Origin of the sequence: Streptomyces sp. NPDC093089 (genome assembly GCF_044754405.1) — a bacterium.
Taxonomy (GTDB): Bacteria; Actinomycetota; Actinomycetes; order Streptomycetales; family Streptomycetaceae; genus Streptomyces.
Genome location: NZ_JBIVPA010000007.1, coordinates 69,056 through 94,439 on the forward strand (window position 1 = coordinate 69,056; position 25,384 = coordinate 94,439).

Annotated in this window: 23 protein-coding genes and 1 riboswitch; of the genes, 7 read left to right on the forward strand and 16 right to left on the reverse strand. The window is 72.1% G+C overall.

What is annotated here, in order from left to right:
- Nucleotides 1-7 precede the first annotated feature (7 nt).
- The 7 genes from hisG to ribD are packed head-to-tail and all read right to left on the reverse strand — an operon-like array spanning nt 8 to nt 5,338.
- Entirely contained in the window at nt 8-856 is an 849-nt protein-coding gene (hisG, locus tag ACIQFX_RS17520; RefSeq protein WP_017242191.1) for an ATP phosphoribosyltransferase, read from the reverse strand.
- Nucleotides 857-906: 50 nt separating this feature from the next.
- Nucleotides 907-1,179: a phosphoribosyl-ATP diphosphatase gene (locus tag ACIQFX_RS17525; protein WP_030551960.1), complete on the reverse strand. Its 273-nt coding sequence runs from the start codon at nt 1,177-1,179 to the stop codon at nt 907-909.
- A 35-nt stretch (nt 1,180-1,214) separates the two neighbouring features.
- Nucleotides 1,215-1,700 (reverse strand): 6,7-dimethyl-8-ribityllumazine synthase, encoded by a 486-nt coding sequence (ribH, locus tag ACIQFX_RS17530; protein ID WP_402463969.1) that lies wholly within the window; start codon nt 1,698-1,700, stop codon nt 1,215-1,217.
- Between the two features lie 29 nt (nt 1,701-1,729).
- The gene (locus ACIQFX_RS17535) at nt 1,730-3,007 is read right to left on the reverse strand and encodes a bifunctional 3,4-dihydroxy-2-butanone-4-phosphate synthase/GTP cyclohydrolase II (RefSeq protein WP_402463971.1); all 1,278 of its coding nucleotides are present in this window, start codon (nt 3,005-3,007) and stop codon (nt 1,730-1,732) included.
- Nucleotides 3,004-3,642, reverse strand: a complete 639-nt coding sequence (locus ACIQFX_RS17540; RefSeq protein ID WP_402463973.1) for a nicotinamide riboside transporter PnuC — start codon at nt 3,640-3,642, stop codon at nt 3,004-3,006. The genes ACIQFX_RS17535 and ACIQFX_RS17540 overlap by 4 nt, the downstream gene beginning before the upstream one ends.
- The gene (locus ACIQFX_RS17545) at nt 3,639-4,247 is read right to left on the reverse strand and encodes a riboflavin synthase (protein ID WP_402463975.1); all 609 of its coding nucleotides are present in this window, start codon (nt 4,245-4,247) and stop codon (nt 3,639-3,641) included. Before ACIQFX_RS17545 ends, ACIQFX_RS17540 begins: the two co-directional genes overlap by 4 nt.
- A gap of 2 nt (nt 4,248-4,249) precedes the next feature.
- Nucleotides 4,250-5,338, reverse strand: a complete 1,089-nt coding sequence (ribD, locus tag ACIQFX_RS17550; protein WP_402463977.1) for a bifunctional diaminohydroxyphosphoribosylaminopyrimidine deaminase/5-amino-6-(5-phosphoribosylamino)uracil reductase RibD — start codon at nt 5,336-5,338, stop codon at nt 4,250-4,252.
- 173 nt (nt 5,339-5,511) lie between these two features.
- A riboswitch (FMN riboswitch) is annotated at nt 5,512-5,641 on the reverse strand.
- A 273-nt stretch (nt 5,642-5,914) separates the two neighbouring features.
- Here ribD and ACIQFX_RS17555 point away from each other — a divergent pair.
- Both ACIQFX_RS17555 and ACIQFX_RS17560 read left to right on the forward strand, forming a co-directional pair.
- On the forward strand, nt 5,915-8,272 hold the full coding sequence (locus ACIQFX_RS17555) for a chitinase C-terminal domain-containing protein (RefSeq protein ID WP_402463979.1): 2,358 nt from the start codon (nt 5,915-5,917) through the stop codon (nt 8,270-8,272).
- A gap of 138 nt (nt 8,273-8,410) precedes the next feature.
- A complete protein-coding gene (locus tag ACIQFX_RS17560) occupies nt 8,411-9,151 on the forward strand; it encodes an SDR family oxidoreductase (protein ID WP_402463981.1) in 741 nt (246 codons plus the stop codon).
- 16 nt (nt 9,152-9,167) lie between these two features.
- Here ACIQFX_RS17560 and ACIQFX_RS17565 read toward each other — a convergent pair whose 3' ends face one another.
- Nucleotides 9,168-10,295 carry an ROK family transcriptional regulator gene (locus ACIQFX_RS17565; protein ID WP_402463983.1) on the reverse strand — a complete coding sequence of 376 codons (1,128 nt, stop codon included), beginning with the start codon at nt 10,293-10,295 and terminating at the stop codon, nt 9,168-9,170.
- Between the two features lie 118 nt (nt 10,296-10,413).
- Between ACIQFX_RS17565 and ACIQFX_RS17570 the strand changes: the two genes are divergently transcribed.
- From ACIQFX_RS17570 to ACIQFX_RS17580, 3 genes are all read left to right on the forward strand, one after another.
- Nucleotides 10,414-11,628: an MFS transporter gene (locus ACIQFX_RS17570; protein WP_402463985.1), complete on the forward strand. Its 1,215-nt coding sequence runs from the start codon at nt 10,414-10,416 to the stop codon at nt 11,626-11,628.
- A 127-nt stretch (nt 11,629-11,755) separates the two neighbouring features.
- Nucleotides 11,756-13,150: a uracil-xanthine permease family protein gene (locus tag ACIQFX_RS17575; protein WP_402463987.1), complete on the forward strand. Its 1,395-nt coding sequence runs from the start codon at nt 11,756-11,758 to the stop codon at nt 13,148-13,150.
- 73 nt (nt 13,151-13,223) lie between these two features.
- Entirely contained in the window at nt 13,224-13,940 is a 717-nt protein-coding gene (locus ACIQFX_RS17580; protein WP_402463989.1) for a DUF5995 family protein, read from the forward strand.
- 73 nt (nt 13,941-14,013) lie between these two features.
- Here ACIQFX_RS17580 and ACIQFX_RS17585 read toward each other — a convergent pair whose 3' ends face one another.
- Complete coding sequence (locus ACIQFX_RS17585; RefSeq protein WP_402463991.1) at nt 14,014-15,711, reverse strand: flavin monoamine oxidase family protein; 1,698 nt, start codon at nt 15,709-15,711, stop codon at nt 14,014-14,016.
- A 56-nt stretch (nt 15,712-15,767) separates the two neighbouring features.
- Nucleotides 15,768-16,574 carry a carbon-nitrogen hydrolase family protein gene (locus ACIQFX_RS17590; RefSeq protein ID WP_402463993.1) on the reverse strand — a complete coding sequence of 269 codons (807 nt, stop codon included), beginning with the start codon at nt 16,572-16,574 and terminating at the stop codon, nt 15,768-15,770.
- A 291-nt stretch (nt 16,575-16,865) separates the two neighbouring features.
- On the opposite strand from ACIQFX_RS17590, the gene ACIQFX_RS17595 reads away from it, so the two are divergent.
- A complete protein-coding gene (locus tag ACIQFX_RS17595) occupies nt 16,866-17,432 on the forward strand; it encodes a Repetin (RefSeq protein ID WP_402463995.1) in 567 nt (188 codons plus the stop codon).
- 264 nt (nt 17,433-17,696) lie between these two features.
- On the opposite strand, the gene ACIQFX_RS17600 is transcribed toward ACIQFX_RS17595, so the two are convergent.
- A complete protein-coding gene (locus ACIQFX_RS17600; RefSeq protein ID WP_015032260.1) occupies nt 17,697-18,152 on the reverse strand; it encodes an Lrp/AsnC family transcriptional regulator in 456 nt (151 codons plus the stop codon).
- Between the two features lie 10 nt (nt 18,153-18,162).
- A complete protein-coding gene (locus ACIQFX_RS17605; protein ID WP_402463997.1) occupies nt 18,163-19,644 on the reverse strand; it encodes an amino acid permease in 1,482 nt (493 codons plus the stop codon).
- Between the two features lie 604 nt (nt 19,645-20,248).
- Here ACIQFX_RS17605 and ACIQFX_RS17610 point away from each other — a divergent pair.
- Nucleotides 20,249-21,277, forward strand: coding sequence for a GDSL-type esterase/lipase family protein (locus tag ACIQFX_RS17610; RefSeq protein ID WP_402463999.1), 1,029 nt, complete (start codon nt 20,249-20,251; stop codon nt 21,275-21,277).
- Between the two features lie 523 nt (nt 21,278-21,800).
- On the opposite strand, the gene ACIQFX_RS17615 is transcribed toward ACIQFX_RS17610, so the two are convergent.
- From ACIQFX_RS17615 to ACIQFX_RS17630, 4 genes are all read right to left on the reverse strand, one after another.
- Nucleotides 21,801-23,243, reverse strand: coding sequence for a GuaB1 family IMP dehydrogenase-related protein (locus ACIQFX_RS17615; RefSeq protein ID WP_402464001.1), 1,443 nt, complete (start codon nt 23,241-23,243; stop codon nt 21,801-21,803).
- Between the two features lie 105 nt (nt 23,244-23,348).
- Nucleotides 23,349-23,681, reverse strand: a complete 333-nt coding sequence (locus ACIQFX_RS17620; RefSeq protein WP_402464003.1) for a barstar family protein — start codon at nt 23,679-23,681, stop codon at nt 23,349-23,351.
- Nucleotides 23,671-24,165: a ribonuclease domain-containing protein gene (locus ACIQFX_RS17625; protein ID WP_402464005.1), complete on the reverse strand. Its 495-nt coding sequence runs from the start codon at nt 24,163-24,165 to the stop codon at nt 23,671-23,673. Before ACIQFX_RS17625 ends, ACIQFX_RS17620 begins: the two co-directional genes overlap by 11 nt.
- 55 nt (nt 24,166-24,220) lie before the next feature.
- Nucleotides 24,221-25,270 carry a sugar-binding transcriptional regulator gene (locus ACIQFX_RS17630; protein ID WP_402464619.1) on the reverse strand — a complete coding sequence of 350 codons (1,050 nt, stop codon included), beginning with the start codon at nt 25,268-25,270 and terminating at the stop codon, nt 24,221-24,223.
- Nucleotides 25,271-25,384: the final 114 nt, after the last annotated feature.

Consider the following 25,384-nt stretch of genomic DNA (forward strand, 5'->3'; position numbering starts at 1 on the left):
CCGGCCGTCAGAGGCGGCAGGCGTGGATGGCGGTGGTGAGGATGGCGCGGGCGCCGATCTCGTACAGGTCGTCCATGATCCGCTGCGCCTCCTTGGCGGGGACCATCGCGCGGACCGCGACCCAGCCCTCGTTGTGCAGCGGGGAGACGGTGGGCGACTCCAGGCCGGGGGTGAGGGCGACGGCCTGCTCCAGGTGCTCGGCGCGGCAGTCGTAGTCCATCATCACGTACGAGCGGGCGACGAGGACGCCCTGGAGGCGGCGGAGGAACTGCTGGACCTGCGGGTGGTCGTCGGAGGCGCCGTGGCGGCGGACGACGACGGCCTCGGAGGTGAGGATCGGCTCGCCGATGACCTCCAGGCCGGCGTTGCGCAGGCTGGTGCCGGTCTCCACGACGTCCGCGATGACCTGGGCGACGCCCAGCTGGATCGCTGTCTCGACGGCGCCGTCGAGGTGGACGACGGAGGCGTCGATGCCCTGGTCGGCGAGGTGCTTGGCGACGATGCCCTCGTAGGAGGTGGCGATCGTCATGCCGCCGAAGTCCTCGGGTCCGTTCGCCGTGCCCGGGCGGGTGGCGTAGCGGAAGGTGGAGCGACCGAAGTTCAGCGGGAGGATCTCCTCGGCGCTGGCGCCGGAGTCCAGGAGCAGGTCGCGGCCGGTGATGCCGATGTCCAGCTTGCCGGACGCGACGTAGATCGCGATGTCCTTCGGCCGCAGGTAGAAGAACTCGACCTCGTTGTCGGGGTCGATGACCACCAGTTCCTTGGACTCTTTGCGCTGGCGGTAGCCGGCCTCATGGAGCATTGCCGACGCAGGTCCGGAGAGGGAACCCTTGTTGGGAACGGCGATGCGCAGCATGGGGTGAGCTTCCTTTGCCTGGGAGTTTTCGGGACGGTGGGGCGGTGTGCTCAGAGGTGGGCGTAGACGTCGTCGAGCGAGATCCCGCGGGCGACCATCATCACCTGGACGTGGTACAGCAACTGCGAGATCTCCTCGGCGGCCGCTTCCTTGCCCTCGTACTCGGCGGCCATCCAGACCTCGGCGGCCTCCTCGACGACCTTCTTGCCGATGGCATGGACGCCCTTGTCCACCAGCTCCGCGGTGCGGGAGGTGGCCGGGTCGCCGGTCTCGGCCTTGAGCTTGAGCTCGGCGAAGAGCTCTTCGAAGGTTTTGTTCGCCATGATGGTCCTAAGAGTACGGGGTGAGGGGGGCGTGCTCAGCGCCAGGGTTCGCTCACCGTGCGCAGCGTGGTCGCGGTGGCGACGGCGGCGGTGACGGCCTCGTGGCCCTTGTCCTCGGTGGAGCCTTCGAGGCCCGCGCGGTCCAGGGCCTGCTCCTCGGTGTCGACGGTGAGGACACCGAATCCGACGGGTACGCCGGTGTCGATCGAGACCTGGGTGAGGCCGTGGGTGACGCCCTGGCACACGTACTCGAAGTGCGGCGTTCCGCCGCGGATCACGACGCCGAGCGCCACGATGGCATCGTAGCCGCGCCCGGCGAGGACCTTCGCCACGACCGGGAGCTCGAAGCTGCCGGGGACGCGCAGCAGCGTCGGTTCGTCGATGCCGAGCTCGCCGAGGGCGCGCAGGGCGCCGTCGACGAGGCCGTCCATGATCTTCTCGTGCCACTGCGCCGCGATGACCGCGACCCGGAGGTCGCCGCAGTTCTTCACGCTGAGGACGGGTGCGCCCTTGCCGCTCATGATTCTCCTAGCCGGTCGTACGTACGTTCTTACTGGTTGCCGCAGGTGGAGGCCGGGGAGCCGTCCAGCCAGGGCAGGTCGTGGCCCATCCGGTCCCGCTTGGTGAGCAGGTAGCCGAGGTTGTGCTCGCCCGCCGTGACCGGCATGGGCTCGCGGCCCTCGACGGTGAGGCCGTGGCGGGTGAGGGCCTGGACCTTGTCGGGGTTGTTGGTCATCAGGCGGAGGCTGCGGACGCCGAGGTCGGCGAGGATCTGCGCGCCGGCCGCGTAGTCGCGGGCGTCGGCGGGCAGCCCGAGCTCCAGGTTGGCGTCGAGGGTGTCGCGGCCGCGCTCCTGGAGCTCGTACGCGCGCAGCTTGGACAGCAGGCCGATGCCGCGGCCCTCGTGGCCCCGCAGGTAGACGACGACGCCGCGGCCGGTCTCGGTGATCCGGTCCATGGAGGCGTGCAGCTGGGGGCCGCAGTCGCAGCGCTGCGACTGGAAGATGTCGCCGGTCAGGCACTCGGAGTGGACCCGGACGAGGACGTCCTCGCCGTCGCCGATCTCGCCGTGGACGAGGGCGACGTGCTCGACGCCGTCGACGGTGGAGCGGTAGCCGTACGCGGTGAAGTCGCCGTGCGCGGTGGGGAGCCGGACCTCGGCCTCGCGGCGGACGGTCGGCTCGGCGGAGCGCCGGTAGGCGATCAGGTCCTCGATGGAGATGATCGTGAGGCCGTGCTTGCGGGCGAAGGGGACCAGCTCCGGGAGGCGGAGCATGACGCCGTCCTCGCCGGCGATCTCGACGATCGCGCCGGCCGGGCGGAGGCCCGCGAGGCGGGCGAGGTCGACGGCGGCCTCGGTGTGGCCGTTGCGGACGAGGACGCCGCCGGGCTTGGCGCGGAGCGGGAAGACGTGGCCGGGGCGCACGAAGTCGGAGGGCTCGTGGCGGCCGCTCGCCAGCATCCGCAGGGTGGTGGCGCGGTCGGCGGCGGAGATGCCGGTGGTGACGCCGTGGGCCGGGCCCGCGTCGACGGAGACGGTGAAGGCCGTCTGCATCGACTCGGTGTTGTACGCGACCATCTGCGGGAGCTGGAGGCGCTCCAGTTCGTCGTCCTCCATGGGGGCGCAGATGAGACCGCGGCACTCGCTCATCATGAAGGCGATGATCTCGGGGGTCGCCTTCTCGGCGGCGATGACGAGGTCGCCCTCGTTCTCGCGGTCCTCGTCGTCGACGACGACGACGGGGCGGCCGGCCGCGATGTCCCTGATGGCCTGCTCGACGGGGTCGAGGGCGAGGTCGGTGTCGTCCCAGAGGTGGTGCGCGTTCATGCGTGTGCTCCTTCCAGGACGCTGGTGGTGCGGGAGCGCAGCCACCAGTCGCGCATGCCCCACAGGACGAGCGCGCCGTAGATGACGTAGACGAAGCCGGAGAAGGCGTAGCCGTTGGCGAAGTTCAGCGGGACGCCGACGAGGTCGACGAGCAGCCAGGCGAACCAGAACTCGACCATGCCGCGCGACTGGGCGTACATGGCGACGACGGTGCCGACGAAGATGTACGCGTCGGGCCACGGGTCCCAGGACAGGCTCGGGAAGGCGGTGAAGAGCATCGCGACGGCGACGGTGCCGAGGGCTGCGGCGGCGACCAGCAGGCCGCGCTCGCGCCAGCTGGCGAAGCGGACCGCGATGGAGCCGTCCTGGGCGTTCTGCCGGCCGCGGTTCCACTGCGCCCAGCCCCAGGCGGCGACGAGCATGACGACGACCTGCTTGCCGGCGCTGCCCGCGAGGTGGCCGGCGGCGAAGGCGACGAAGAGGATGACGCCGGAGAGGAACTGGGCGGGCCAGGTCCATATGGACCGGCGCCAGCCGAGCGCGAGGGCGATCAGACCGATCGTGTTGCCGATCATGTCGGACCACTTGATGTGCTGGTCGAGGACCGTGAACGCCTCGGAGTTGAGCCAGTTCACTTCTCATTCTCCTTGGCGTCGGCGCCGAGCAGCCGCTCGACGTACTTGGCGATGACGTCCACTTCGAGGTTGACCGGGTCGCCGGACCGCTTGATGCCGAGCGTGGTCAGGTCGAGCGTGGTGGGGATGAGGCTGATGGTGAACCAGTCGTCGGCGACCTCGACGACGGTGAGGCTGACGCCGTCGACCGTGATCGAGCCCTTCTCGACGACGTACCGGGAGAGGTGGGCGGGCAGGCCGACCTTGACGAGCTCCCAGTGCTCGGACGGGGTCCGGTCGAGGATGGTGCCCGTGCCGTCGACGTGGCCCTGGACGATGTGACCGCCGAGGCGGCCGCCGACGGCCATGGGGCGCTCCAGGTTGACCCGGGAGCCGACGGAGAGGGCGCCGAGGCTGGACCGCTTGAGGGTCTCGGCCATGACGTCGGCGGTGAACTCGCCGTCGCCGAACTCGACGACCGTGAGACAGACACCGTTGACGGCGATGGAGTCGCCGTGCTGGGCGCCTTCCGTGACCAGGGGACCGCGCAGTCGGAAGCGGGAGGCGTCCTCCAGCTGCTCGACGGCGACGACCTCGCCCAGTTCTTCGACGATTCCGGTGAACACGGTCAGGCTCCCTTGAAGGTGGCGGTGATGCGGAGGTCGGGGCCGATGCGGACGGTCTCGGTGATGTCGAGCCGCAACGCTTCGGTGATGGTGCCGATTCCCGCGGCGGCCAGTGCCTGGGGGCCGGCGCCGAGCAGGACGGGTGCGAGGTAGCCGACCACCTGGTCGACGGCGCCCGCGGCGACGAAGGCGCCCGCGAGGGTGGGGCCGCCTTCGAGGAGGACGGAGCGGACGCCGCGTGCGTGCAGGGCGTCCAGGAGGGCGGGGACTTCGATGCCGCGTTCGGCCCTGGGGAGGCGTACGACCTCGATGAGCGGGGTCTCGGCGAGCGGGGTCCCGGCGTCCTCGGCGACGGCGATCAGGGTGGGTGCGGCGTCGTCGAGGACCCGGGCGCCGGGCTTCACGGCGGTCGCCTCGGTGTCGACGACGACCCTCAGCGGCTGGACGGCCTCGTCGATCCCGCGTACCGCCAGATGGGGGTCGTCGGCGCGGGCGGTGCCGGAGCCGACGACGACGGCGTCGGCCTCGGCGCGCAGCCGGTGGACGTCGGCGCGGGACTCGGCGGAGGTGATCCAGCGGGAGGTGCCGTCGGCGGCGGCGATCCGGCCGTCGAGGGTGGCGGCGTACTTCCAGCGGACGAAGGGGCGGCCGTGGCGCACGGAGGTGAGCCAGGCGATGTTGCCGGCCTCGGCCTCGTCCTCCAGGAGGCCCTGGGCGACCTCGACGCCCGCGGCGCGCAGGGTGTCGGCGCCGCCGGTGGCCTGCGGGTTCGGGTCGCCGACCGCGTAGACGACCCGGCTGATCCCGGCCTCGACGAGGGCCTGGGCGCAGGGGCCGGTGCGGCCGGTGTGGTTGCAGGGTTCGAGGGTGACGTACGCGGTGCCGCCGCGGGCCAGGACGCCGGCCTCGCGCAGGGCGTGGACCTCGGCGTGCGGGCCGCCGGCGCGCTGGTGCCAGCCCTCGCCGACCGGGTGGCCGGAGGCGTCGGTGATGACGCAGCCGACGACGGGGTTGGGGCTGGTCGCGCCGAGTCCGCGTGCGGCGAGCTCGACGGCGCGTCGCATGGCGGTGATGTCGGCCTGCTGGGCCACCGGGTCCTCCTGCCTCTTCGGGCACGGACTCCGGGGCTGTCGATGACGACAGGGAGCGGGTGGGACGCCTCGCGCAGGGTGCGCCGGAGGCCGGGTCCTGCGGGTACGCCGATCCGTTGCGGTACGGCGACCAGCGGACGTACGGCCGGCACACCCCTGAGGGGGTTCACCCGCCGCGCACTGCCTCCCATCCGGACTTTCACCGTCGGTCCAGGAATCTCACCTGGTCAACCGGCCGCTGGCTGCGGACGGGTCGCGGACTATACCGCCGGTTCGGAATTACACCGACCCCGGAGTGCGCTGCTGCTGATACAGGGCCAGTGTGCCACGGACGCCGCGAGGCGTGTGGCCGAGTCCCTGTGGGCTGGCTCACAGCATCCCATGAACACCTTCTATGGTCCAGACCTATTGACGCACTGGTCTAGTCCTCTTAATCTCCGTGTCACCTCAGAGGTAACGGCCCGTCGGCGTGCGCACTCCACGGGCCCAACACGACCCACCCCCTTGTTCGTTGCCTTTTGCACTCCCCCAACGCCCGGAAGGCGCGGGGGGACTCCACCTCAGGAGGACCCGATCGTGTTGTCCCCCACCGCGAAGAGAGCGTCGCTGCTCGCTTCGGGCGCGGCCGTCGCCGGACTGCTGCTCAGCTCGCTCGCCGGCGGCGTCTCGTACGCCGCCGACAACGAGTCCTGTCGCCCCGACGGGCTCTACAAGACCCCGGGCGTCGACGTCCCGTACTGCTCGGTCTACGACACCGAGGGCCGCGAGAAGATGGGCGCCGACCACCAGCGCCGCGTCATCGGCTACTTCACCGGCTGGCGCACCGGCAAGAACGGCCAGCCCGCCTACCTGGCCAAGGACATCCCGTGGGAGAAGATCACCCACATCAACTACGCCTTCGGCCACGTCGGCGGCGACAACAAGCTGTCCGTGGGCACCGACGGCCCCGACAACGCCGCCACCGGGATGACCTGGCCCGGAGTCGCGGGCGCCGAGATGGACCCGGCGTACTCCTACAAGGGCCACTTCAACCTGCTCAACAAGTTCAAGAAGCAGCACCCGAACGTCAAGACGCTGATCTCGGTCGGCGGTTGGGCGGAGACCGGCGGCTACTTCGCGGACAACGGCGACCGGGTCGACTCCGGCGGCTTCTACTCGATGGCCACCAACGCCGACGGTTCGGTCAACCAGGCCGGGATCGACACCTTCGCCGCCTCGTCCGTCGACTTCATCCGCAAGTACGGGTTCAACGGCGTCGACATCGACTACGAGTACCCGACCACGATGAAGGACGCGGGCAACCCGCTCGACTGGCAGCTCGCCAACGCGCGCCGCGCCGGACTCGTCCAGGGCTACGCGGCCCTCATGAAGTCCCTGCGCGAGAAGCTCGACGCGGCGGGCGCCGCCGACGGCAAGCACTACATGCTCACCGTCGCCGCCCCCTCCTCCGGCTACCTGCTGCGCGGCATGGAGACCTTCCAGATGCAGAAGTATCTGGACTACGTCAACATCATGTCGTACGACCTGCACGGCGCCTGGAACGAGTACGTCGGCCCCAACGCCTCGCTCTTCGACGACGGCAAGGACGGCGAGCTCGCCGCCGCCAACGTCTACGGCTCCTCCCAGTACGGCGGCATCGGCTACCTCAACACCGACTGGGCGTACCACTACTTCCGCGGCTCGATGCCGGCCGGCCGCATCAACATCGGCCTGCCGTACTACACCCGCGGCCACAAGAACGTGCAGGGCGGCACCGACGGCCTGTGGGGCAAGGCCTCCGCGGCCACCTGCCCCGCCGGCGCCGGTCTGACCAAGTGCGGTGACGGCGCCGTCGGCATCGACAACCTGTGGCACGACAAGGACACCAACGGCGTCGAGTCGCCCGCGGGCTCCAACCCGATGTGGCACGCCAAGAACCTCGAGAAGGGGATCGTCGGCGACTACGTCACCCAGTACGGCTTCCCGGCGAACACCACGCTGACCGGCACCTACGCCCGCAAGTACGACTCGACCCTGGTCGCGCCGTGGCTGTGGAACGCGCAGAAGAAGGTCTTCCTCTCCACCGAGGACGAGCAGTCGGTGGCCGCCAAGGCCGACTACGTGGTCAGCAAGGGCATCGGCGGCACGATGGTCTGGGAGATGGCCGGCGACTACGGCTGGAACGCGACCAAGGGCCAGTACGAGATGGGCTCCACGCTCACCTCGCTGATGTACGACAAGTTCAAGGCGGCCGCCCCGTACGGCGCGAAGAAGTCCAACGCGACGCTGCCGACCCAGGCCGTGAAGATCGACACCCAGTTCACCGAGTTCAAGCTGGGCGACTCGAACTACCCGATCACGCCGAAGATCAAGATCACCAACAACACGGCGGCGACGCTGCCCGGCGGCACCGAGTTCCAGTTCGACTACGGCACCTCGGCCCCGGCCAACGCCTCCGACCAGTCCGGCTTCGGCACGAAGGTCATCAGCAGCGACCACACGGGCAGCAACGTCGGCGGCCTGAAGGGCGACTTCCACCGCGTCTCCCTGAAGCTCCCGGCCTGGCAGTCGCTGGCCCCCGGCGCGACGATCGACCTGGCGTTCAACTACTACCTGCCGGTGTCCACCCCCTCCAACTGGACGGTGAACATCAACGGCACGACGTACGCCCTCGCCGGTGACCTGGCGCGCGGCACGACGGTCGTGGAGCCCGGCTCCACCACGCCGCCGACCACGCCGCCCACCACCCCGCCGACGACTCCCCCGACCACGCCTCCGACGACGCCGCCCACCACGGGCTGCACCACCGCGGCGTACGTGGCCGGCAACGTCTACAACGCGGGCAACGAGGTCTCCCACAAGGGCCGCAAGTGGAAGGCCAAGTGGTGGACCCAGAACGAGGAGCCGGGCACGACCGGCGACTGGGGCGTCTGGCAGGACCTCGGCGCCTGCTGATCCCCACCCCCTGAAAGACCCCCCGGCGGCGGACGCTCACGGCCCTTGCCCGCCGCCGGGCTCCGTTCCGCGCCGCGCCCCCCCTGTCCGGGGCGCGGCGCGGACGCGTTCCCGCTCCCGGGCGGTCAGACTGAAGGCATGAGCACGATCCTGGTGACCGGCGGCACGGGAACCCTCGGACGGCCCGTCTGCGAGCGACTGCGCGCGGACGGCCACGAGGTCCGGGTACTCAGTCGGCACTCAACGCCCTACGCCGTCGACCTGCGGCGGGGCGGACCATTGCTCGACCGGGCGGTCGACGGGGTGGACGCGGTAGTCCACTGCAGCAACATCCTCCGCGGCGACAAGGACGCAGCCCGCGTCCTGATCGACGCCGCGCGGCGGGCTCGGGTGCCGCACCTGGTGTACATCTCGATCGTCGGCGTCGACCGGGTTCCCCTCGGCTACTACCGGACCAAATACGCCGTGGAGCGCATGATCCGCGCCTCCGGCATCCCGTGGACCCTGCTGCGCACCACCCAGTTCCACGATCTGGTCCTGCAGCTGCTCCAGGGCCTCTCCAAGCCGCCCGTGATGCTGCTCCCCAAGGACGTCCGGGACCAGCCACTGGAGGTCACGGAAGCGGCCGCACGCCTCGCCGAGCTGGCCGTGCGGCCGCCGGCGGGCCGGGTGGAGGACATGGGCGGTCCGGAGATCCTCGCCTTCACGGAGCTGGCCCACGCCTATCTGAAGGCGACCGGGCGCCGGCGCCGCCTCGTGGAGGTGCCACTGCCGGGCCGCGTGTACCAGGGGCTGCGCCACGGTCACCATCTGGCACCGGAACGGGCGGTGGGCCGAACGACCTTCGAGGAGTTCCTCGTGCGGCGCTTCAGTCCCTGACCCAGCCGGACGAGCCCTACGGGAACAGTTCCTCCTGGGCCGCGTCCCGTGCTCGGAGCAGGGCGCCGCGGAGGACCGCCGCGTCACCGAGGGCCGTGGCGCGGACCTCCGTGCGCAGGGGGGAGAGTGCCGCGAGGCCGGCCTCCACGCGCGCGGCGAGGCCGGGGCCGCCCGCGTGGCCGGTCTCACCGGCCAGGACGACGCAGCCGGGGTCGAGCACGGAGACGACGGCGGCCGCGCCGACGGCGAGGCGGCGGGCGAGGGCGTCGAGGAAGGGGCCGTGGCCGGAGGTGAGCGCGTCGGCCGGGTCGAGGCCGTGGGCGGCGGCGAGGGAGGCGACGGCGGCCGAGCAGGCCAGCTCGTGGAAGCCGCCGTCGCAGCCGGTGGCGGAGGGGAGGCCGGAGGTGCCCGGCACGGGGAGGAAGCCGATCTCGCCGGCGCCGCCGGAGGCTCCGCGGCGCAGTCGCCCGCCGAGGACGACGGCGGCGCCGACGCCCTGGCCGAGCCAGAGCAGCACGAAGTCGGCGCGGTCGCGGGCGGCGCCCTCGCGCAGTTCGGCGACGGCGGCGAGGTTGGTCTCGTTCTCGACCAGGACGTGGGCGGGGAGCCGTTCCTGGAGGACCGCGACGAGGCGGCGGTGCCAGGCGGGCAGCCCGGAGGAGTCGCGCAGTTCGCCGGTGGCGGGGTCGATGAGCCCGGGGGCGCCGACGGCGACGCTGTGCAGCCGGTCGGCGCCCGCCTCCGCGACGGTCCGCTCCAGGAGGGCGACCGCCCGCTCGACGGCCCCGTCGGTCCCGCCGCCGTCGTCCCCGACGGGCACGGAGGCCTCGGCGAGGGTGGTGCCGAGCAGGTCGGCGACGGTGACGGAGACCGAGCGGGTCCGTACGTCCAGGGCGGCGAGGTGGGCGCGGTCGGCGACGATCCCGTACAGCTTGGCGTTGGGGCCGCGGCGTTCGGCGCCGGACTCGCCGACGACGTGGACCAGGCCGGAGCCCTGGAGCCGCTCCACGAGGTCGGCGACGGTCGGCCGGGAGAGCCCGGTGAGGGTCTTCAGCTGAGTGGCCGTCAACGGACCTTCGTCCTGGAGCAGTCGCAGGGCGGACCGGTCGTTGATGGCCCGTGCGGTGCTCGGGGATGCGGCCATGCGGCGATCCTCTCAGACTCGTTCCCGGGTGCGTTCCGGCCCGGGCCTTCCCTGCGGACTATTTATCAGGCAGGGTTCCTGATAGTTTACGCGCCACACCACGACACCGGGAGGGCCCATGGCGGCGGAGACCGTCACCAGCACCGAACGCCTGCGGCGGGCGCGCTTCGCCATCGCCGCCGTCTTCTGCGTCCACGGCGCGGTCACCGGCAGCTTCGCGACCCGGATCCCCTGGATCCAGGAGCACGCGGGGGTCAGCGCCGGCCAGCTCGGGCTGGCGCTCGCCTTCCCGGCGCTCGGCGCCTCCCTCGCGATGCCGCTCGCCGGGGCCGTGTCCCACCGCTTCGGCGCCCGCACGGCGCTGCGCGGTCTGCTCTCGCTCTGGACGCTCGCGCTGATCCTGCCGTCGCTCGCCCCGAACATCTGGGGGCTGTGCGGCGCGCTCCTCGTGTACGGCGCCACCGCGGGCATGTCCGACGTGGCGATGAACGCGCTCGGCGTCGAGACCGAGACGCGGCTCGGCAAGTCCATCATGTCGAGCCTGCACGGCATGTGGAGCGTGGGCGCGCTGCTCGGCTCCGCGGCGGGCACCGTCGCCGCCCACCTCGGCGGCGACGCCCGGATCCACCACCTCTTCGCGGCCCTGATCCTCACCGCGCTCGGCCTCGTCTTCTGCCAGGGCGTCCTGGACGTGCGCAGCACCCCGGACGAGGAGCCGCCGCCGCGCTTCTCGCTGCCGCCGAAGTCGGCGCTGGTCATCGGCGCCATCGGCTTCTGCGGGGTGTTCGCCGAGGGCGCCAGCCTGGACTGGTCGGCGGTCTACCTGCGCGACGAGCTGGGCAGCTCGGCCGGGCTCGCGGCCGCCTCCACCACCGCCTTCGCCCTGACGATGGCCGTCGCGCGGCTGGTCGGCGACCGGGTCGTGGACCGCTTCGGCGCGGTCCGCACCGTACGGACCGGGGGCGCCGTCGCCACCCTCGGCGGACTGATGGTGGTCCTCGCCCCGCACGCCGCCGTCGCGATGGCCGGATTCGGTCTCATCGGGCTCGGGATCGCGGTCGTCGTCCCGCTCGCCTTCGCCGCGGCCGGACGCAGCGGGCCGAACCCCAGCCAGGCCATCGCGGGCGTCGCCACCATCACGTACACCTCGGGGCTCATCGCCCCCTCGGCGATCGGCGGCATCGCCGACGCCACCTCGCTCGTGGTCTCCTTCGGCCTGGTCACCCTGCTCGCCTTCGGGCTCGTGCTCGGCGCGGGCGTGCTCAGGGCCGGCGGGCGGGAGTCGGAGCCGGCCGCGCCCGTGCCGGCGAAGAGTGCGGGACCGGTCGGGTAGCCCGGGCGCCGTACGACCGCTCCCGGGCGGCGGTCGAACGTGCCCGTCCGGCGGCGGCGCATAGCATGTGGCTGATCTTTTGCGGTCGCGACACGGCCGCCGAACACCGGAGAACGGGAGCGACCTCATGAACCTCGGCGTGCGCTGGGCCCTGCACGGCGACGGGAGAACACCCGCTCCGGGAGCAGTCGTCCGGCCGGACGAGCGGCTCTCCTGGCCCCGTACGGTCGGGCTCGGCGCCCAGCACGTCGTGGCGATGTTCGGTGCGTCCTTCGTGGCCCCGGTCCTGATGGGCCTCGACCCGAACCTCGCGATCATGATGTCCGGCGTCGCGACCGCGATCTTCCTCCTGGCGACCCGCGGCACCGTTCCGTCCTACCTGGGCTGCTCGCTCTCCTTCGTCGGCGTCGCCGCCGCGATCCGCGCGTCCGGCGGCACCAGCGCCACCGTGACCGGTGCGGTCCTGGTCGTCGGAGCGGTGCTCTTCCTGGCGGGCCTGGCGGTACGGAAGTTCGGCGCGCGGATCATCCACGCGGCGATGCCGCCGATCGTGACCGGCGCCGTCGTGATGCTGATCGGCTTCAACCTGGCCCCTGTCACCGCCTCCACCTACTGGCCGCAGGACCAGTGGACGGCGCTGCTCGTGATGCTGTTCACCGGCCTGGCCGTGGTCTGCCTGCGCGGCTTCTGGTCCCGGATCGCGATCTTCCTCGGCCTGGTCTTCGGCTACGCCGTCTCGTGGATCCTCGACCTGGTCTTCGGCAAGATCCACTCGATGTCGCCGGCCGGGCAGGTCACCGACCACTGGCGGCTCGACCTCTCCGGCGTCTCGCAGGCCGACTGGGTCGGCCTGCCGTCCTTCCACGGCCCGAGCTTCGAATGGTCCGCGATCCTGGTCGCGCTGCCGGTGGTCATCGCGCTGGTCGCGGAGAACGCCGGCCACGTCAAGGCCGTCGGCGAGATGACCGGCGACAACCTGGACGACAAGCTCGGCACCGCCATCGCCGCCGACGGCGCCGCCTCCGTGCTGTCCACGGCCGTCGGCGGTCCGCCGAACACCACGTACTCCGAGAACATCGGCGTCATGGCCGCCACCCGGGTCTACTCGACCGCCGCCTACTGGGCCGCGGCCGGCTTCGCGCTCCTCTTCGGCCTCTGCCCGAAGTTCGGCGCCGTCGTCGCCGCCATCCCCGGCGGCGTCCTCGGCGGCATCACCGTGATCCTGTACGGCATGATCGGCCTGCTCGGCGCCCAGATCTGGATCAACGCCGAGGTCGACCTGCGCAACCCGCTCAACCTGGTCCCGGCCGCCGCCGGCATCATCATCGGCGTCGGCGGCGTGAAGCTGACCTTCACCGACAGCTTCGAGCTCGGCGGGATCGCCCTCGGCACGATCGTCGTCATCACCGGTTACCACGTGCTGCGGGCCTTCGCCCCGGCCCACCTGAAGGAGCAGGAGCCGCTCCTGGACTCCGGCACCAGCTCGTACGAGACGAACGCGGACGGCGCGTCGAAGAGCTGAGTGATTCGCCCGTTCTGGGTAAGCCGGGCCCGGGAGGTTCCCTCCCGGGCCCGGCGCCTGGGAGCCTGCCCCCATGGCGCAGACCCAGCAGATCGGACAGCAGACCGAGCGGATCGGGCCGTTCCTGGCGGTCGACCCGGTGGTGGACCGGATGCGGTCGCTCCGCTCGACCTGGCACCCGGCCGACGGGGTCGCCGTCTTCAACCGGGTCTACCTGACCGTCACCGAGGAGATCGGCCACGCCATCGAGGCCGGCACCTTCGCCGACCGGCGGGCCGCCGCCACGCTCGACGTACGGTTCGCCGAGCGGTACCTCGCGGCGGTCGACGCGGCCGCCACCGGCTTCCCCGCCCCCGCCTGCTGGCGGCCGCTCTTCCACTACCGGCGCCACCCCGGCGTACGGCCGCTGCAGTTCGCGCTGGCCGGGATCAACGCGCACATCGGGCACGACCTGGCGCTCGCCGTGGTCGACGCCTGCCGGATCCTGGACTGTGCCCCCGCCGACATCGAGGACGAGTTCGACCGGGTCGGCGACATCCTGGTCCTCCTGGAGGAGCGCATCCGGGAGGAACTGATGCCGGGCCCGGACCTCCTGGAGGTCGCGGACCCGCTGACGCATCTGCTCGGCTGCTGGAGCCTGGACCGGGCCCGGGACGGGGCCTGGCTCGCCGCGCGCTCGCTGTGGCAGCTGCGCGGGCTGCCCGACCTCGCCGCCGAGTTCACGGAGCGGCTCGACCGGTCGGTGGGCCTGGTGGGACGCATGCTGCTCACGCCCCTCGCCAGGCCCTGACCTCACCCCGCACGGGGGGGGATCGGGCCTCGGGCCGGATCGGTCCGTACCCCGGATCAGACCTTGCGCCGGATCAGTCCTCCGGCAGCTCGACCGGGGCGATCTCGTCGTACACGTCGCCCGGACCGGGGTTGGTGCCGTCGGTGCTGCCGCCGAAGTGGTGCATCACGCCCCACACCGCGTTGAGCGCCGTCTGCACCGCGCCCTCGGCCCAGCCGGCCGTCCACGAGATGTCGTCGCCCGCCAGGAAGATGCCCCGCTTGTCCTCGGGCAGCCGGTCCTGCATGAAGTGGGTGAACAGGCGCCGCTGGTAGCGGTAGTGGCCCGGCAGGTTGGCCTTGAAGGCGCCCATGAAGTAGGGCTCGTTCTCCCAGGAGACCGTCACCGGGTTGCCGATGATGTGCTTCCGGATGTCGACCTTCGGGTAGATCTCGCCGAGCGACTTCAGCATGACCTCCATCCGCTCGTTCGCGGACAGCGGCAGCCACTTCAGGCTGTCGTCGCACCAGGTGTACGACAGGCAGATCGTGGCCGGCTTGTCCGGGCCGTCGTCGAGCAGGTAGGTGCCGCGGGTCATCCGGTCGGTCAGCGTCATCGACATGACGTCCCGGCCGGTCTCCTCGTCCTTGTCCAGCCAGAACGGCCGGTCGACGGGCACGAAGAGCTTGGACGACTCCATGTAGTGGGTCCGCTCGATCGCCGTCCAGTGGTCGATCGGGAAGAGCGAGTCGTCGCAGGCGATCTTGGAGAGCAGCATCCAGGACTGGGCGGTGAAGATCGCCGCCGGGTACGTGCGGATGTCGCCGGAGGCGTCGGTGACGGTGATCCGGTTGCCGGCGGTCCGGTTCAGCCGGGTGACGGCCGGCTTCGGGGTGCCCTCGTGCAGGGAGCTCAGCGAGGTGCCCTGCGCCCAGTGGATGATCTTCTCCGGCTCGCGCTCCCACAGGCGCAGCGGCAGCTGCTGCGAACCGCCGACGATGCCGCGGTGGTGGTCGTCGGCCTCGGTGTAGACGACGCGGAGGATCTCCAGGATGGAGTTCGGGAAGTCGGTGTCCCAGCCGCCGGTGCCGAAGCCGACCTGGCCGAAGATCTCGCGGTGGCGGAAGGACTTGAAGGCCTCCGACTCGCAGAGGAAGCCGTAGAAGGTCTGGTTGTCGAGCTTCTCGACGAGCTTCGACCAGATCTCGCGGATGCGCGGGACGTCGCGCTCGCGCATGGCCTGGTTCATGTCGGAGAAGTCGGCGCCCTCGTCGAGGCAGGCGTTCCACGCGTTCATCACGTCGCGGTAGACCTGCGGCAGGTCGTCGACGGTGGTCGCGTAGTGCGACTCGCCCTTGAGGTCGACGACGGTCGACGGGGTCGACTCGGCCAGCGGGTTCGGGAAGGGCGTGGTCTCCAGACCGACCAGGTCGATGTAGTGCTGGAGCGCGGTCGAGGAGGGCGGGAAGCGCATGGCGCCCATCTCGGCGGTCAGGCCCTCGGTGGCGGTGCCCTCGAAGCCCACGGTGCGCAGCCGCCCGCCGATCTGGTCGGCCTCGTAGACGACGGGCTTGAGGCCCATCTTCATCAGCTCGTACGCGGCGATGATGCCGGAGAGACCGCCACCGATGACGGCGACCTCGGTGCCGTGCTCGGTGGCCGGTATCTGGCCGAGCCCGGCCGGGTGGGCCAGGAAGTCGTCGTAGGCGTACGGGAAGTCCGGACCGAACATGGTGATCGGCGGCTGGCCGTCGCTGTGCGGGACGGCGGTCGTGGGCACCGTGGACGTCATGGGGTACGGACTCCTTGCACGGAAAGAAGTGATGAGGCGGGGAGGAGGGGGCGGGCTCAGACGAGGGGGCCGTAGAGGCCCGGGCGCCGGTCGCGGAGGTAGGGGTTCTCCGCGCGGGAGGCCGCGAGGAAGGCCGGGTCGACGTCACCGAGGACCAGGTCCTCGCCGCGCCCGGCGCGGGCGCGGGCGGTGCCGTCGGGACCGGCGAGCGTGGAGAGGCCGACGAACTCGAAGTCGCCCTCGGGGCCGGTCCGGTTGGCGTACGCGATGTACAGCTGGTTCTCGAAGGCGCGGACCGGCACCACGGACAGGGGCACGATCTCGGCGGGGTGCATGAGCGCGGTCGGTACGAGGAGGAGGTCCGTGCCGGCCAGCGCGTGCGCCCGTACGTTCTCCGGGAACTCGACGTCGTAGCAGATCATCATGCCGACGGTGAGCCCGCCGAGCTCGGCCTGGACGACCGCCTGGTCACCGGGGGTGAACCAGGTCGTCTCGAAGCCGCCGAAGAGATGGGTCTTGCGGTAGTTCGCGAGCGGGACCCCGTCGGGGCCGATGAGCTGCGCCGCGTTGTACAGGACCCCGTGCCGCTCGGTGTCGCGCTCCGGGTAGCCGTAGCCCACGGCCAGTCCGTGGCGGACGGCGACGGCCGCGACGGCGCGGGCGGAGGGGCCGTCGGCCGGCTCGGCCAGGCGCGCCATGTCGGCGCCGATGGCGTACCCCGTGAGGAACAGCTCGGGGGCGAGCAGCAGGTCCGCCCCGGCGGCCGCGGCGCGGGCGGCGGCCTCGTCGAGGATCTTGAGGTTGGCGGCCACGTCACCGAGCTCACCGGAGCTCTGGAGCAGGGCGGTGCGCAGCGCGGGCATGGGCGATCCTCGGGGGGTCGGAGTACAAGGGGAAGACGTCAAAAACGGTACGGTTTCGCGCTCCTTCCGGACAAGGCGGGAGCGTTGCGGACCGACCGTCGAACCGTTGCGCGATCGGAGGCCACGACGGCGATTCGTTGCGCACGGCTCCGCCCGGGGTCGTACGGCTCCCCCGCCGCGCGGCGGAGACGAGGACCGTCCCACGGCCCGACGCCCCGGCGGAGCCCGCGCGGAAGAGTGGTGGTCGTCCGGAGGACACCCCGGACGACCTGCCGAAAGGACTCGGACGCAATGAACCGTCGCACGAAGACCCTCGCCGTCGCTGCGGCCGTGCTGCTCACCCTGGGGGCCGGGGGCATCGCCGCCGCCTCGGCGGACGACGCGCCCGCTCCGGCCGCCGCCCGGGCCACCGGCAAGGAGGCCGCCGCGCTGACCGGCACCGCGAAGCTGTACCGGCCGGCCGGGGACGACATCACCTTCAGCTTCGACGCGCATCTGGCCGACCAGGACCGGCAGGATCCGATGAAGGCCACCGGCACGTTCCGGTTCAGCCACTACAAGGGCGACTGGGGCGGCTACGCGAAGGTCGAGGTCGACTGCCTCACCACCGGCGGGAAGGTCGCCGTCGTGTCGGGCACCGTCGTCGAGACCGACGTGAAGGAGTTCCGGAAGGCGCGCGTCGGCGTCACGGTCCACGACGACCCCACCGGGGACCGGCTCGGCTACACCTGGATGACCGCCGACCCGCAGAAGGACAAGGTGCCGCCGTGCGTCAGCGGCGCACCCTTCGAGAAGGTCAGGGCGGGGACGGGCGACTTCCGGGTCGTGCCCTGGGAGTTCGTCCACCCCACCGAATAGGCCGCCCCACAGGGGTGGGCGGGGCGCGGGGCGGTGCGGGAACCACGGCCCGCACCGCCCGGCCGCCCTCGAACCCCTGGGGCAGCGGGCCCGGGGCCGGGGCCTGTGCCGGCGGACCCGGGGTGGGTCCTACGTCGGCGAACCCGGGGCCGGGTCGAGTGGCGGCGGGCCCGGGGCCGGGTCCTACGCCGGCGAGCCCGGGGCCGGGTCCTACGCCGGCGAGCCCGGGGCCGGGTCCTACGCCGGCGAGCCCGGGGCCGGGTCCTACGCCGGCGAGCCCGAGGAGAAGCGCCGCAGCAGTGGCGAGAGCACCAGGACGGACTTGGTGCGCTCCACGAAGGGCTCGCCCGCGATGCGCTCCAGGACCCGCTCGAAGTGGCGCATGTCCGAGGCGAAGACCTGGACGACGGCGTCCGCGTCACCGGTGACGGTCGACGCGGACACCACCTCGGGATACCGCTCCAGACCCCGCCGGATGTCGTCCGGCGAGGTGTTGTGGCGGCAGTAGATCTCGACGAAGCCCTCGGTCTCCCAGCCGAGCGCGGCCGGGTCCACCCGTACGGTGAAGCCGGTGATCGCCCCCTCGGCCCGGAGCCGGTCCACGCGCCGCTTCACGGCGGGCGCCGAGAGTCCGACGAGCGAGCCGATGTCGGCGTAGCTGCGGCGGGCGTCCTCCGCGAGGGCGTGGACGATGCGTTCGTCGAGGTCGTTGAGTCGCACTACGGGTGGATCACTTCTCTGCTGGTGCTGCTGACCCTGCGGTGGCCAGTCGGGAGCGGCGCATGCCGTACAGGAAGTAGAACACGAGCCCGGCGACCATCCATCCGCCGAAGACCTTCCAGGTGACCGCGTCGAGGCTGAACATGTTGTACGCGCAGAAGAGCAGGCCGAGCACCGGGAAGACCGGGCCGAACGGCACCTTGAAGGTGCGGTCCATGTCCTTGCGGGTGTAGCGGAGGACGACGACCGCGATGTTGACCAGGCCGAAGGCGAAGAGCGTGCCGATGCTGGTGGCGTCGACGAGCTTGCCGAGCGGGATGACCGAGGCGAGGGCGGCGCAGAAGAGCGACACGATCACCGTGTTGACGCGCGGGGTGCCGGTCTTGCCGCTGACCTTGCCGAAGGCCTTGGGGACCAGGCCGTCGCGGGACATCGCGAAGAGGACGCGGGTCTGGCCGTAGAGCACGGTGAGGACGACGCTGGCGATGGAGATGACGGCGCCGGCGGCGAGCAGGGTGCCCCAGAAGGTCTGGCCGGTGACGTCGTTCATGATCGCGGCCAGGGTGGCCTCGGCGCCGTCGAAGGCCTTCCAGTGCCAGGCGCCGACGGCGACGGCGGCGACGAGGACGTAGAGCACGGTGACGATGAGCAGCGAGAGCATGATGGCCCGCGGCAGGTCGCGCTTGGGGTTCTTGGCCTCCTCGCCGGCCGTGGAGGCGGCGTCGAAGCCGATGTACGAGAAGAACAGGCTGGCGCTCGCGGCGCCGACGCCGGCCATGCCGAGCGGCATGAAGTCCTTGTAGTTGCCGGACTTGAAGCCCACGAAGCCGATCGCGCAGAAGAGCACGAGGGCGACGATCTTCACCACGACCATGATGGTGTTGATGACGGCGGACTCACGGGCGCCGCCGAGCAGGAACAGCATGGCGAGCAGGACGACGATCAGGCCGGGCAGGTTGATGACGCCGCCCTCGCCCGGGGCCGAGGAGACCACGTCGGGGAGCGTGACGCCGATGGTCCCGTCGAGCAGCTCGTTGAGGTACTCGCCCCAGCCGACCGCCACGGCGGCGACGGACACGCCGTACTCCAGGACCAGACACCAGCCGCAGACCCAGGCGACCAGTTCACCCATCGTTGCGTACGCGTACGAGTAGGAGGACCCGGCCACCGGTATCGTGCCGGCCAGCTCGGCGTACGAGAGCGCGGAGAACAGCGCCGTGAGACCGGCGATGACGAAGGCGACCGTGACCGCGGGGCCCGCCTTCGGGACGGCGTCGCCGAGGACGACGAAGATGCCGGTGCCGAGCGTCGCACCAATGCTGATCATGGTCAGCTGCCACATGGAGAGCGAGCGGCGGAGCGTGCCGCCCTCACCCTGCCCACCCTCCGCGACCAGCGCTTCCACCGGCTTGCGCCGGACGAGTGCGCCGAGGGCGGAGGTCTTCGGGGTGGTCGTTTCGACGACCGGCGGGGCTGCGCCTTGATCCAGCACTGCGGAGGCTCCTTATCGCTGCCTGTGGGGACGGAGACGACCGCGGCGGTACGAGGGCATGCCGGAGCAAGCCCACGGGGGAAGGGGAACCGCCGAGCAGGCGGTCGCCGCCACTCCTGGTACGGGGCACGAGCCTAAGGGTCCGGGGTTCGCACTCGTAATGCAGGGTTGTTGCGCAGTGCCGGATGATCATTGCGCGCTTCGGGCGCAGACGCGTAAACATTGCGCTCCCCCGCATGAATCGACACATCAGGTGTGAACCGGCCCCCGCACGCGTATGGACACCTCACGACCGATGCCCCACCCTGCGAGGTCCCGACACCTCGTGCCCGACGCCCCACCCGGCGAGGCCATGACGCCTCGCAGCCGACGACCCGCCCTGCAAGGTCCCGACACCGCGCGCCCGACGACCTACCCTGCGAGATCCCGACACCTCGCGGGCCGATGCCTTTCCCCCGCGAGATCCCGACACCTCGCGCCCGACGACCTACCCTGCGAAGTCCCGACGCCTCGCGGGCCGATGCCCCCCCCGGCGAGATCCCGACACCTCGCGGTCGGCGTCCCACCCCGCGAGGTCCCGACGACCGCACGATCGGAGGCCCCGGTGGGCTGGCTCGACCCGGTACCGTTCCTGCGCGGCACGGCCTGGCTGGACGGGCGACGACCCGTCCGTGCCGACCCGGACGACCTCGAACGGCTCCCCTGGGACATCGCCGCCCGGGCCGCGCTGCCCATCGGCGTCCGCATCGAGTTCACCGCCGCACCCGGCACCCGCGCGGTGCGGCTCCACTACCGCGCGGACGTCCCGCGCCCCGACGACCCCCTCGCCGCGCTGCGCCACTGCTTCGCCCTCTGGCAGGACACCCGGCTCGTCGGCGAGACCTTCGCCGCCCCGGCCGCCGAAGCCACCGTCACCGTCCCGCTGCCCGCAGGCGGCGGCACCTTCACCCTCCACCTCCCCGAGGGCCAGTCACCCCTGCCGCTCGCCCTGCGGGCCGTCGGCGGCGCCCTCTCCCCCGCGCCGCCCCGACCCCGCTGGCTCGTCCACGGCGACTCGATCACCGAGGGCTGGTGGTCCACCCGCCCCGCCCACTCCTGGCCCGCCACGGCGGGCCGCCTCCTCGGCCTCGACCCGGTCAACCTCGGTTACGCGGGCGGGGCACGCGGCGAACTCCCCCTCGCCGAACACCTCGCCCGGCTCCCCGGCGACGTCATCACCCTCGCCTTCGGCACCAACTGCTGGAACCGCGTCCCCGCCACCCCCGACTGGCTCTACGCCACCGTCCGCGCCTTCGTCGGCCTCGTCCGCCGCGGTCACCCGGTCACGCCGCTCCTGATCCTCTCCCCCGTCCTCCGCCCCGCGGCCGAGCACACCCCCAACCCCCTCGGCGCCACCCTCACCTCGCTGCGCCGCGCCATGGAACGCGCCGCGCACGACCTCGCGGTCGGCGATCCCCACGTCCACCTGCTCCCCGGCCGTCCCCTCCTCCGGCCCGAGCACCTCGCGGACGGTCTCCACCCCAACGACGCCGGCCACGCCCGCATAGCCCAAGCCATCACCACCACCCTCCCCACCCCCCTGCCCCCCGCGGCCCACACCCCCCGCCACGTGGCCGCACCACCCGCCGTGTAAGAGCCCGCGTCGGCCGGCGCGCCACCCAGGCCCACCCCCTCGTGGGCCCGCGCGCCACCCCGACCCCCCGTGTGGGTCCGCGCGCCGCCCCGGCCCACCCCCTCGTGGGCCCGCACGCGCCGGCCCGGCCCGCCTCCTCCGCGTGGGCCGCGCTCTGGCCTCGCCCACCCCCGTGTGGGCCCGCACTCTGGCCGCCGGCCCGCCCACCGTGTGGGCCGCGCCCGCCACCCTGGCCCACCCTCCGTGTGGGCACTCGTCCCGCTGGGGCGGGGTGGGCCCGTCCCTGGCGGGCGGTTGCCCGCAACGGGGTGGGCCAGGCCCAGCCGGGCCGGGCGGGGTGGGCACCGCCGCCGCAGCGGGGCGATTGCCCCCAACGAGGTGGACCGGGCCCGGCCCTCCGTTGCGCCACAACAGGGTGGGCCCCGGCAGGGAAGACCCGGAGGGGGTAGGTCCCCCGGCGGGCGTGGGGGAACGCCACGGGCCCCCGAGAGCGGTGCTCTCGGGGGCCCGGGGAGGGAGGGTGTCAGCTCCAGCTGGCGTGGAGGGGCTTGCCCTCGGCGTAGCCGGCGGCGGACTGGACACCGACGACGGCCTTGTCCTCGAACTCCGCGAGGGACCCCGCACCGGCGTAGGTGCAGGAGGACCGGACGCCCGCGATGATGGAGTCGATGAGGTCTTCGACGCCCGGGCGGGCCGGGTCGAGGAACATGCGCGAGGTGGAGATGCCCTCCTCGAACAGCGCCTTGCGGGCCCGGTCGTAGGCGGACTCGTCGCTGGTGCGGTTCTTGACGGCTCGGCCGGAGGCCATGCCGAAGGACTCCTTGTAGAGGCGCCCGTTGGCGTCCTGCTGGAGGTCGCCGGGGGACTCGTACGTCCCGGCGAACCAGGAGCCGATCATGACGTTGGACGCACCGGCGGCGAGCGCCATGGCGACGTCGCGCGGGTGGCGGACACCGCCGTCGGCCCAGACGTGCTTGCCGTACTTCTTGGCCTCGGCGGCGCACTCCAGGACGGCGGAGAACTGCGGGCGGCCGACGCCGGTCATCATGCGGGTGGTGCACATGGCGCCGGGGCCGACGCCGACCTTGATGATGTCGGCGCCCGCCTCGATGAGGTCCTTGACGCCCTCGGCGGCGACGATGTTGCCCGCGACGATCGGGACCTGCGGGTCGAGCGCCCGCACGGTGCGGATCGCGTTGATCATCGACTCCTGGTGGCCGTGCGCGGTGTCGATGACGAGCGTGTCGACGCCCGCGTCGAGCAGCTGCTTGGCCTTGCCCGCCACATCGCCGTTGATGCCGACGGCGGCGGCGATGCGCAGCTTGCCGGCCTTGTCGACGGCGGGGTTGTAGAGGGTCGCGCGCAGCGCGCCCTTGCGGGTGAGGATGCCGACGAGCTTGCCGTCCGCGTCCACGGCGGGGGCGTAGCGGCGGTTGGCGGCGTCGAGGGTGTTGAAGGCCTCGCGCGGGTCGATGTCGGCGTCCAGGAGCAGCAGGTCCTTGGACATGACCTCGGAGAGCTGGGTGAAGCGGTCGACGCCGGAGAGGTCGGCGTCGGTGACGACGCCGACGGGGCGGCGGTTCTCGTCGACGACGACGCCGGCGTCGTGGGCGCGCTTCGGCAGCAGCGACAGCGCGTCGGCGACGGTCTGGTGCGGCTCGAGGACGATCGGGGTGTCGAGCACGTGGTGGCGGCTCTTGACCCAGGTGATGACGTCGGTGACGACCTCGATGGGGATGTCCTGGGGGATGACGACCAGGCCGCCGCGGCGGGCCACGGTCTCGGCCATCCGCCGGCCGGCGATGGCGGTCATGTTGGCGACGACCAGCGGGATCGTCGTCCCGGTCCCGTCGGGCGAGGAGAGGTCCACGGCCTGGCGGGAGCCGACGGCCGAGCGGCTCGGCACCATGAACACATCGTCGTACGTCAGGTCGTAGGGCGGCTTGACGTCATTGAGGAAACGCACGTGCTGACATCCCAGTCGTTCGGATCGGCCCCTATGCATTTCAGCCAGGGGAAAAAGCACGTAGTTCATTGTCCCACGCCCCTACGCATACCAGTCCAGGGCGAATCATCCGAGGCTTGCGGCAGGTGGTTCGTCGGATCCTCCGAAGCTCTCTCCCAGGGCGAGGAGGACGGTGAGGCGGGTGGGGCGCTCGTCGACGGCGGTGGCGAAGACGTCCTGGGCGGTCCGCCACTCACGCGGGCGCGTGTCGGCGTACTCCCGCCAGCCGGTGACGACGAGGGTGACGGGCTCGGTCAGGTCGGTGAGGCAGTCGGCGAGGGCGTCCCAGTTCCGGCCGAACCAGTCGGGCAGGGCGAGCGCGGTGGCGCACCGGTCCATGAGGCCGGCCTTGTCCGTGACCCCGGTCAGGTCGAGGACGACGGGGTCGTCACGTCTCATCCGTGACCACCTCCCGGAACGTCTCGTAATGGTCGTCGGTGTAGTAGGTCTCGTCGTTCCGCCCGGTGACGATCCGGCGGGCTCCGCGGCCCTGGGCGCCGGGGGTCTTCACGGTGTACTCGTGGTAGTAGCCGCGTTCCTCGCGGGGCAGGACCTGCTCGAAGTTCGAGAAGACGGTGCCGTCCTTGGCGTACGGGAAGGGGCCGCCGCTCGCGATGAGGCCGAGCGTCGTCCGTGCCTCGGGGGGCAGGTCGGCGACCCGTACGGTGGGGAGCCCCGAGGTGCCGGTGGGTGCGGGGGCGGCGGCGGTGTGCGAGGGGGCGGTGCGGGTCGGGACCGCGGTGCGGGCCTCGGTCGCGGTCGCGGTGCGACTTCCGGTGACGGTGCCGGTCGCGGTGCCGGTCCCGCCGCTCGCCGAGGAGCACCCGGCCAGGAGGACGGCGAGGACGAGCGCGAGGAGAACGCGCGGGGGCCGGAGCAACATGTCCCGAACGTACCGTTACGGGATGGCTCCGGCCCCTGGAAGTGCGGCGGTCGTGTCAGCTGCCGTCGGGGTCCCTGCGGTCGAGCGCCGGGTGGGTTCCCGGGCTGGACTCGGTGAGCAGGTAGTCGGCCGCGGCGCGGTCCGTCACGAGGCTGGTGACGAGTCCGGAGCGGAGCACCGCGCCGATCGCCGCCGCCTTGCGCTGGCCGCCGGCGATGGCCACGACCTCGGGGATGCGGCGCAGCCGGTCCGCCTCGACGGTGATGCAGCGCTCGCCGAGGTCGCGGCCGACCCGCCGGCCCTCGGCGTCGAAGAGGTGGGCCGACATCTCGGCGGCGACGCCCAGCGAGGCGTAGTGGGCCCGCTCGGCGTCGGAGAGCATGTCGTGGACGGTGGAGATGCCCGGCTCCCAGGAGCCGATGGAGACGCAGGCGACGGTCACCTTGTCGAAGTACTCGAAGGCCCGCGCGATGCCGGTCTGGCTGCGCAGCGCCGCCGCGGTCGCCGGGTCGGGGAGCAGCATGGGCGCGTAGATGGGGTGCGCCTCGCCGCCGGAGACCTGGGCGGCGCGGCGGACCGCCTCGACGGAGCCGCGCTCGGCGGTTCCGGCGTCGTACACGCCGGTGAGCTGGACGACGGTGCAGGGCGGCAGCCGGTCGAGCGCCGCCGCCATGTGGATGGTGGAGCGGCCCCAGGCGAGGCCCAGGACGTCGCCCTCGGTGACGAGCTCGCCGAGGAGGTCGGCCGCGACCTCGCCGAGGTTCTCCGGGTCGGGCGATTCGTCGTCGCCCTCGGCCGGGGACTCGACGACGACGGCATGGCGGAGCCCGTAGCGGGCGCGGAGCGCGTCGGAGCGCTCGGCGTCCAGCTCGGCCGGTACGCGGATCTCGATCCGTACGAGGTCGCGCTCCAGGGCGGTCTCCAGGACCCGGGCCACCTTGAAGCGGCTCACGCCGAACTCCTCGGCGATCTGGATCTTGGACTTGCCCTCGAGGTAGAAGCGGCGGGCCATGGCCGCCGCCTGCACCAGCTCCGCGGGGCCCATCCGCAGGGCTGACCGTCCCGCCGACATTCCCGCCACCGCGATCTCCTCACTGCTGTTCACGTACCGCTGTTCACGTACGGAAGTCACGTTCCGATGTCGTTCACACTCTGGACTCGCCGTTCATCCTGTCAGATCCGGCGGCCCTTGATCAGTCCTGTCGACGGCCCGACGGAC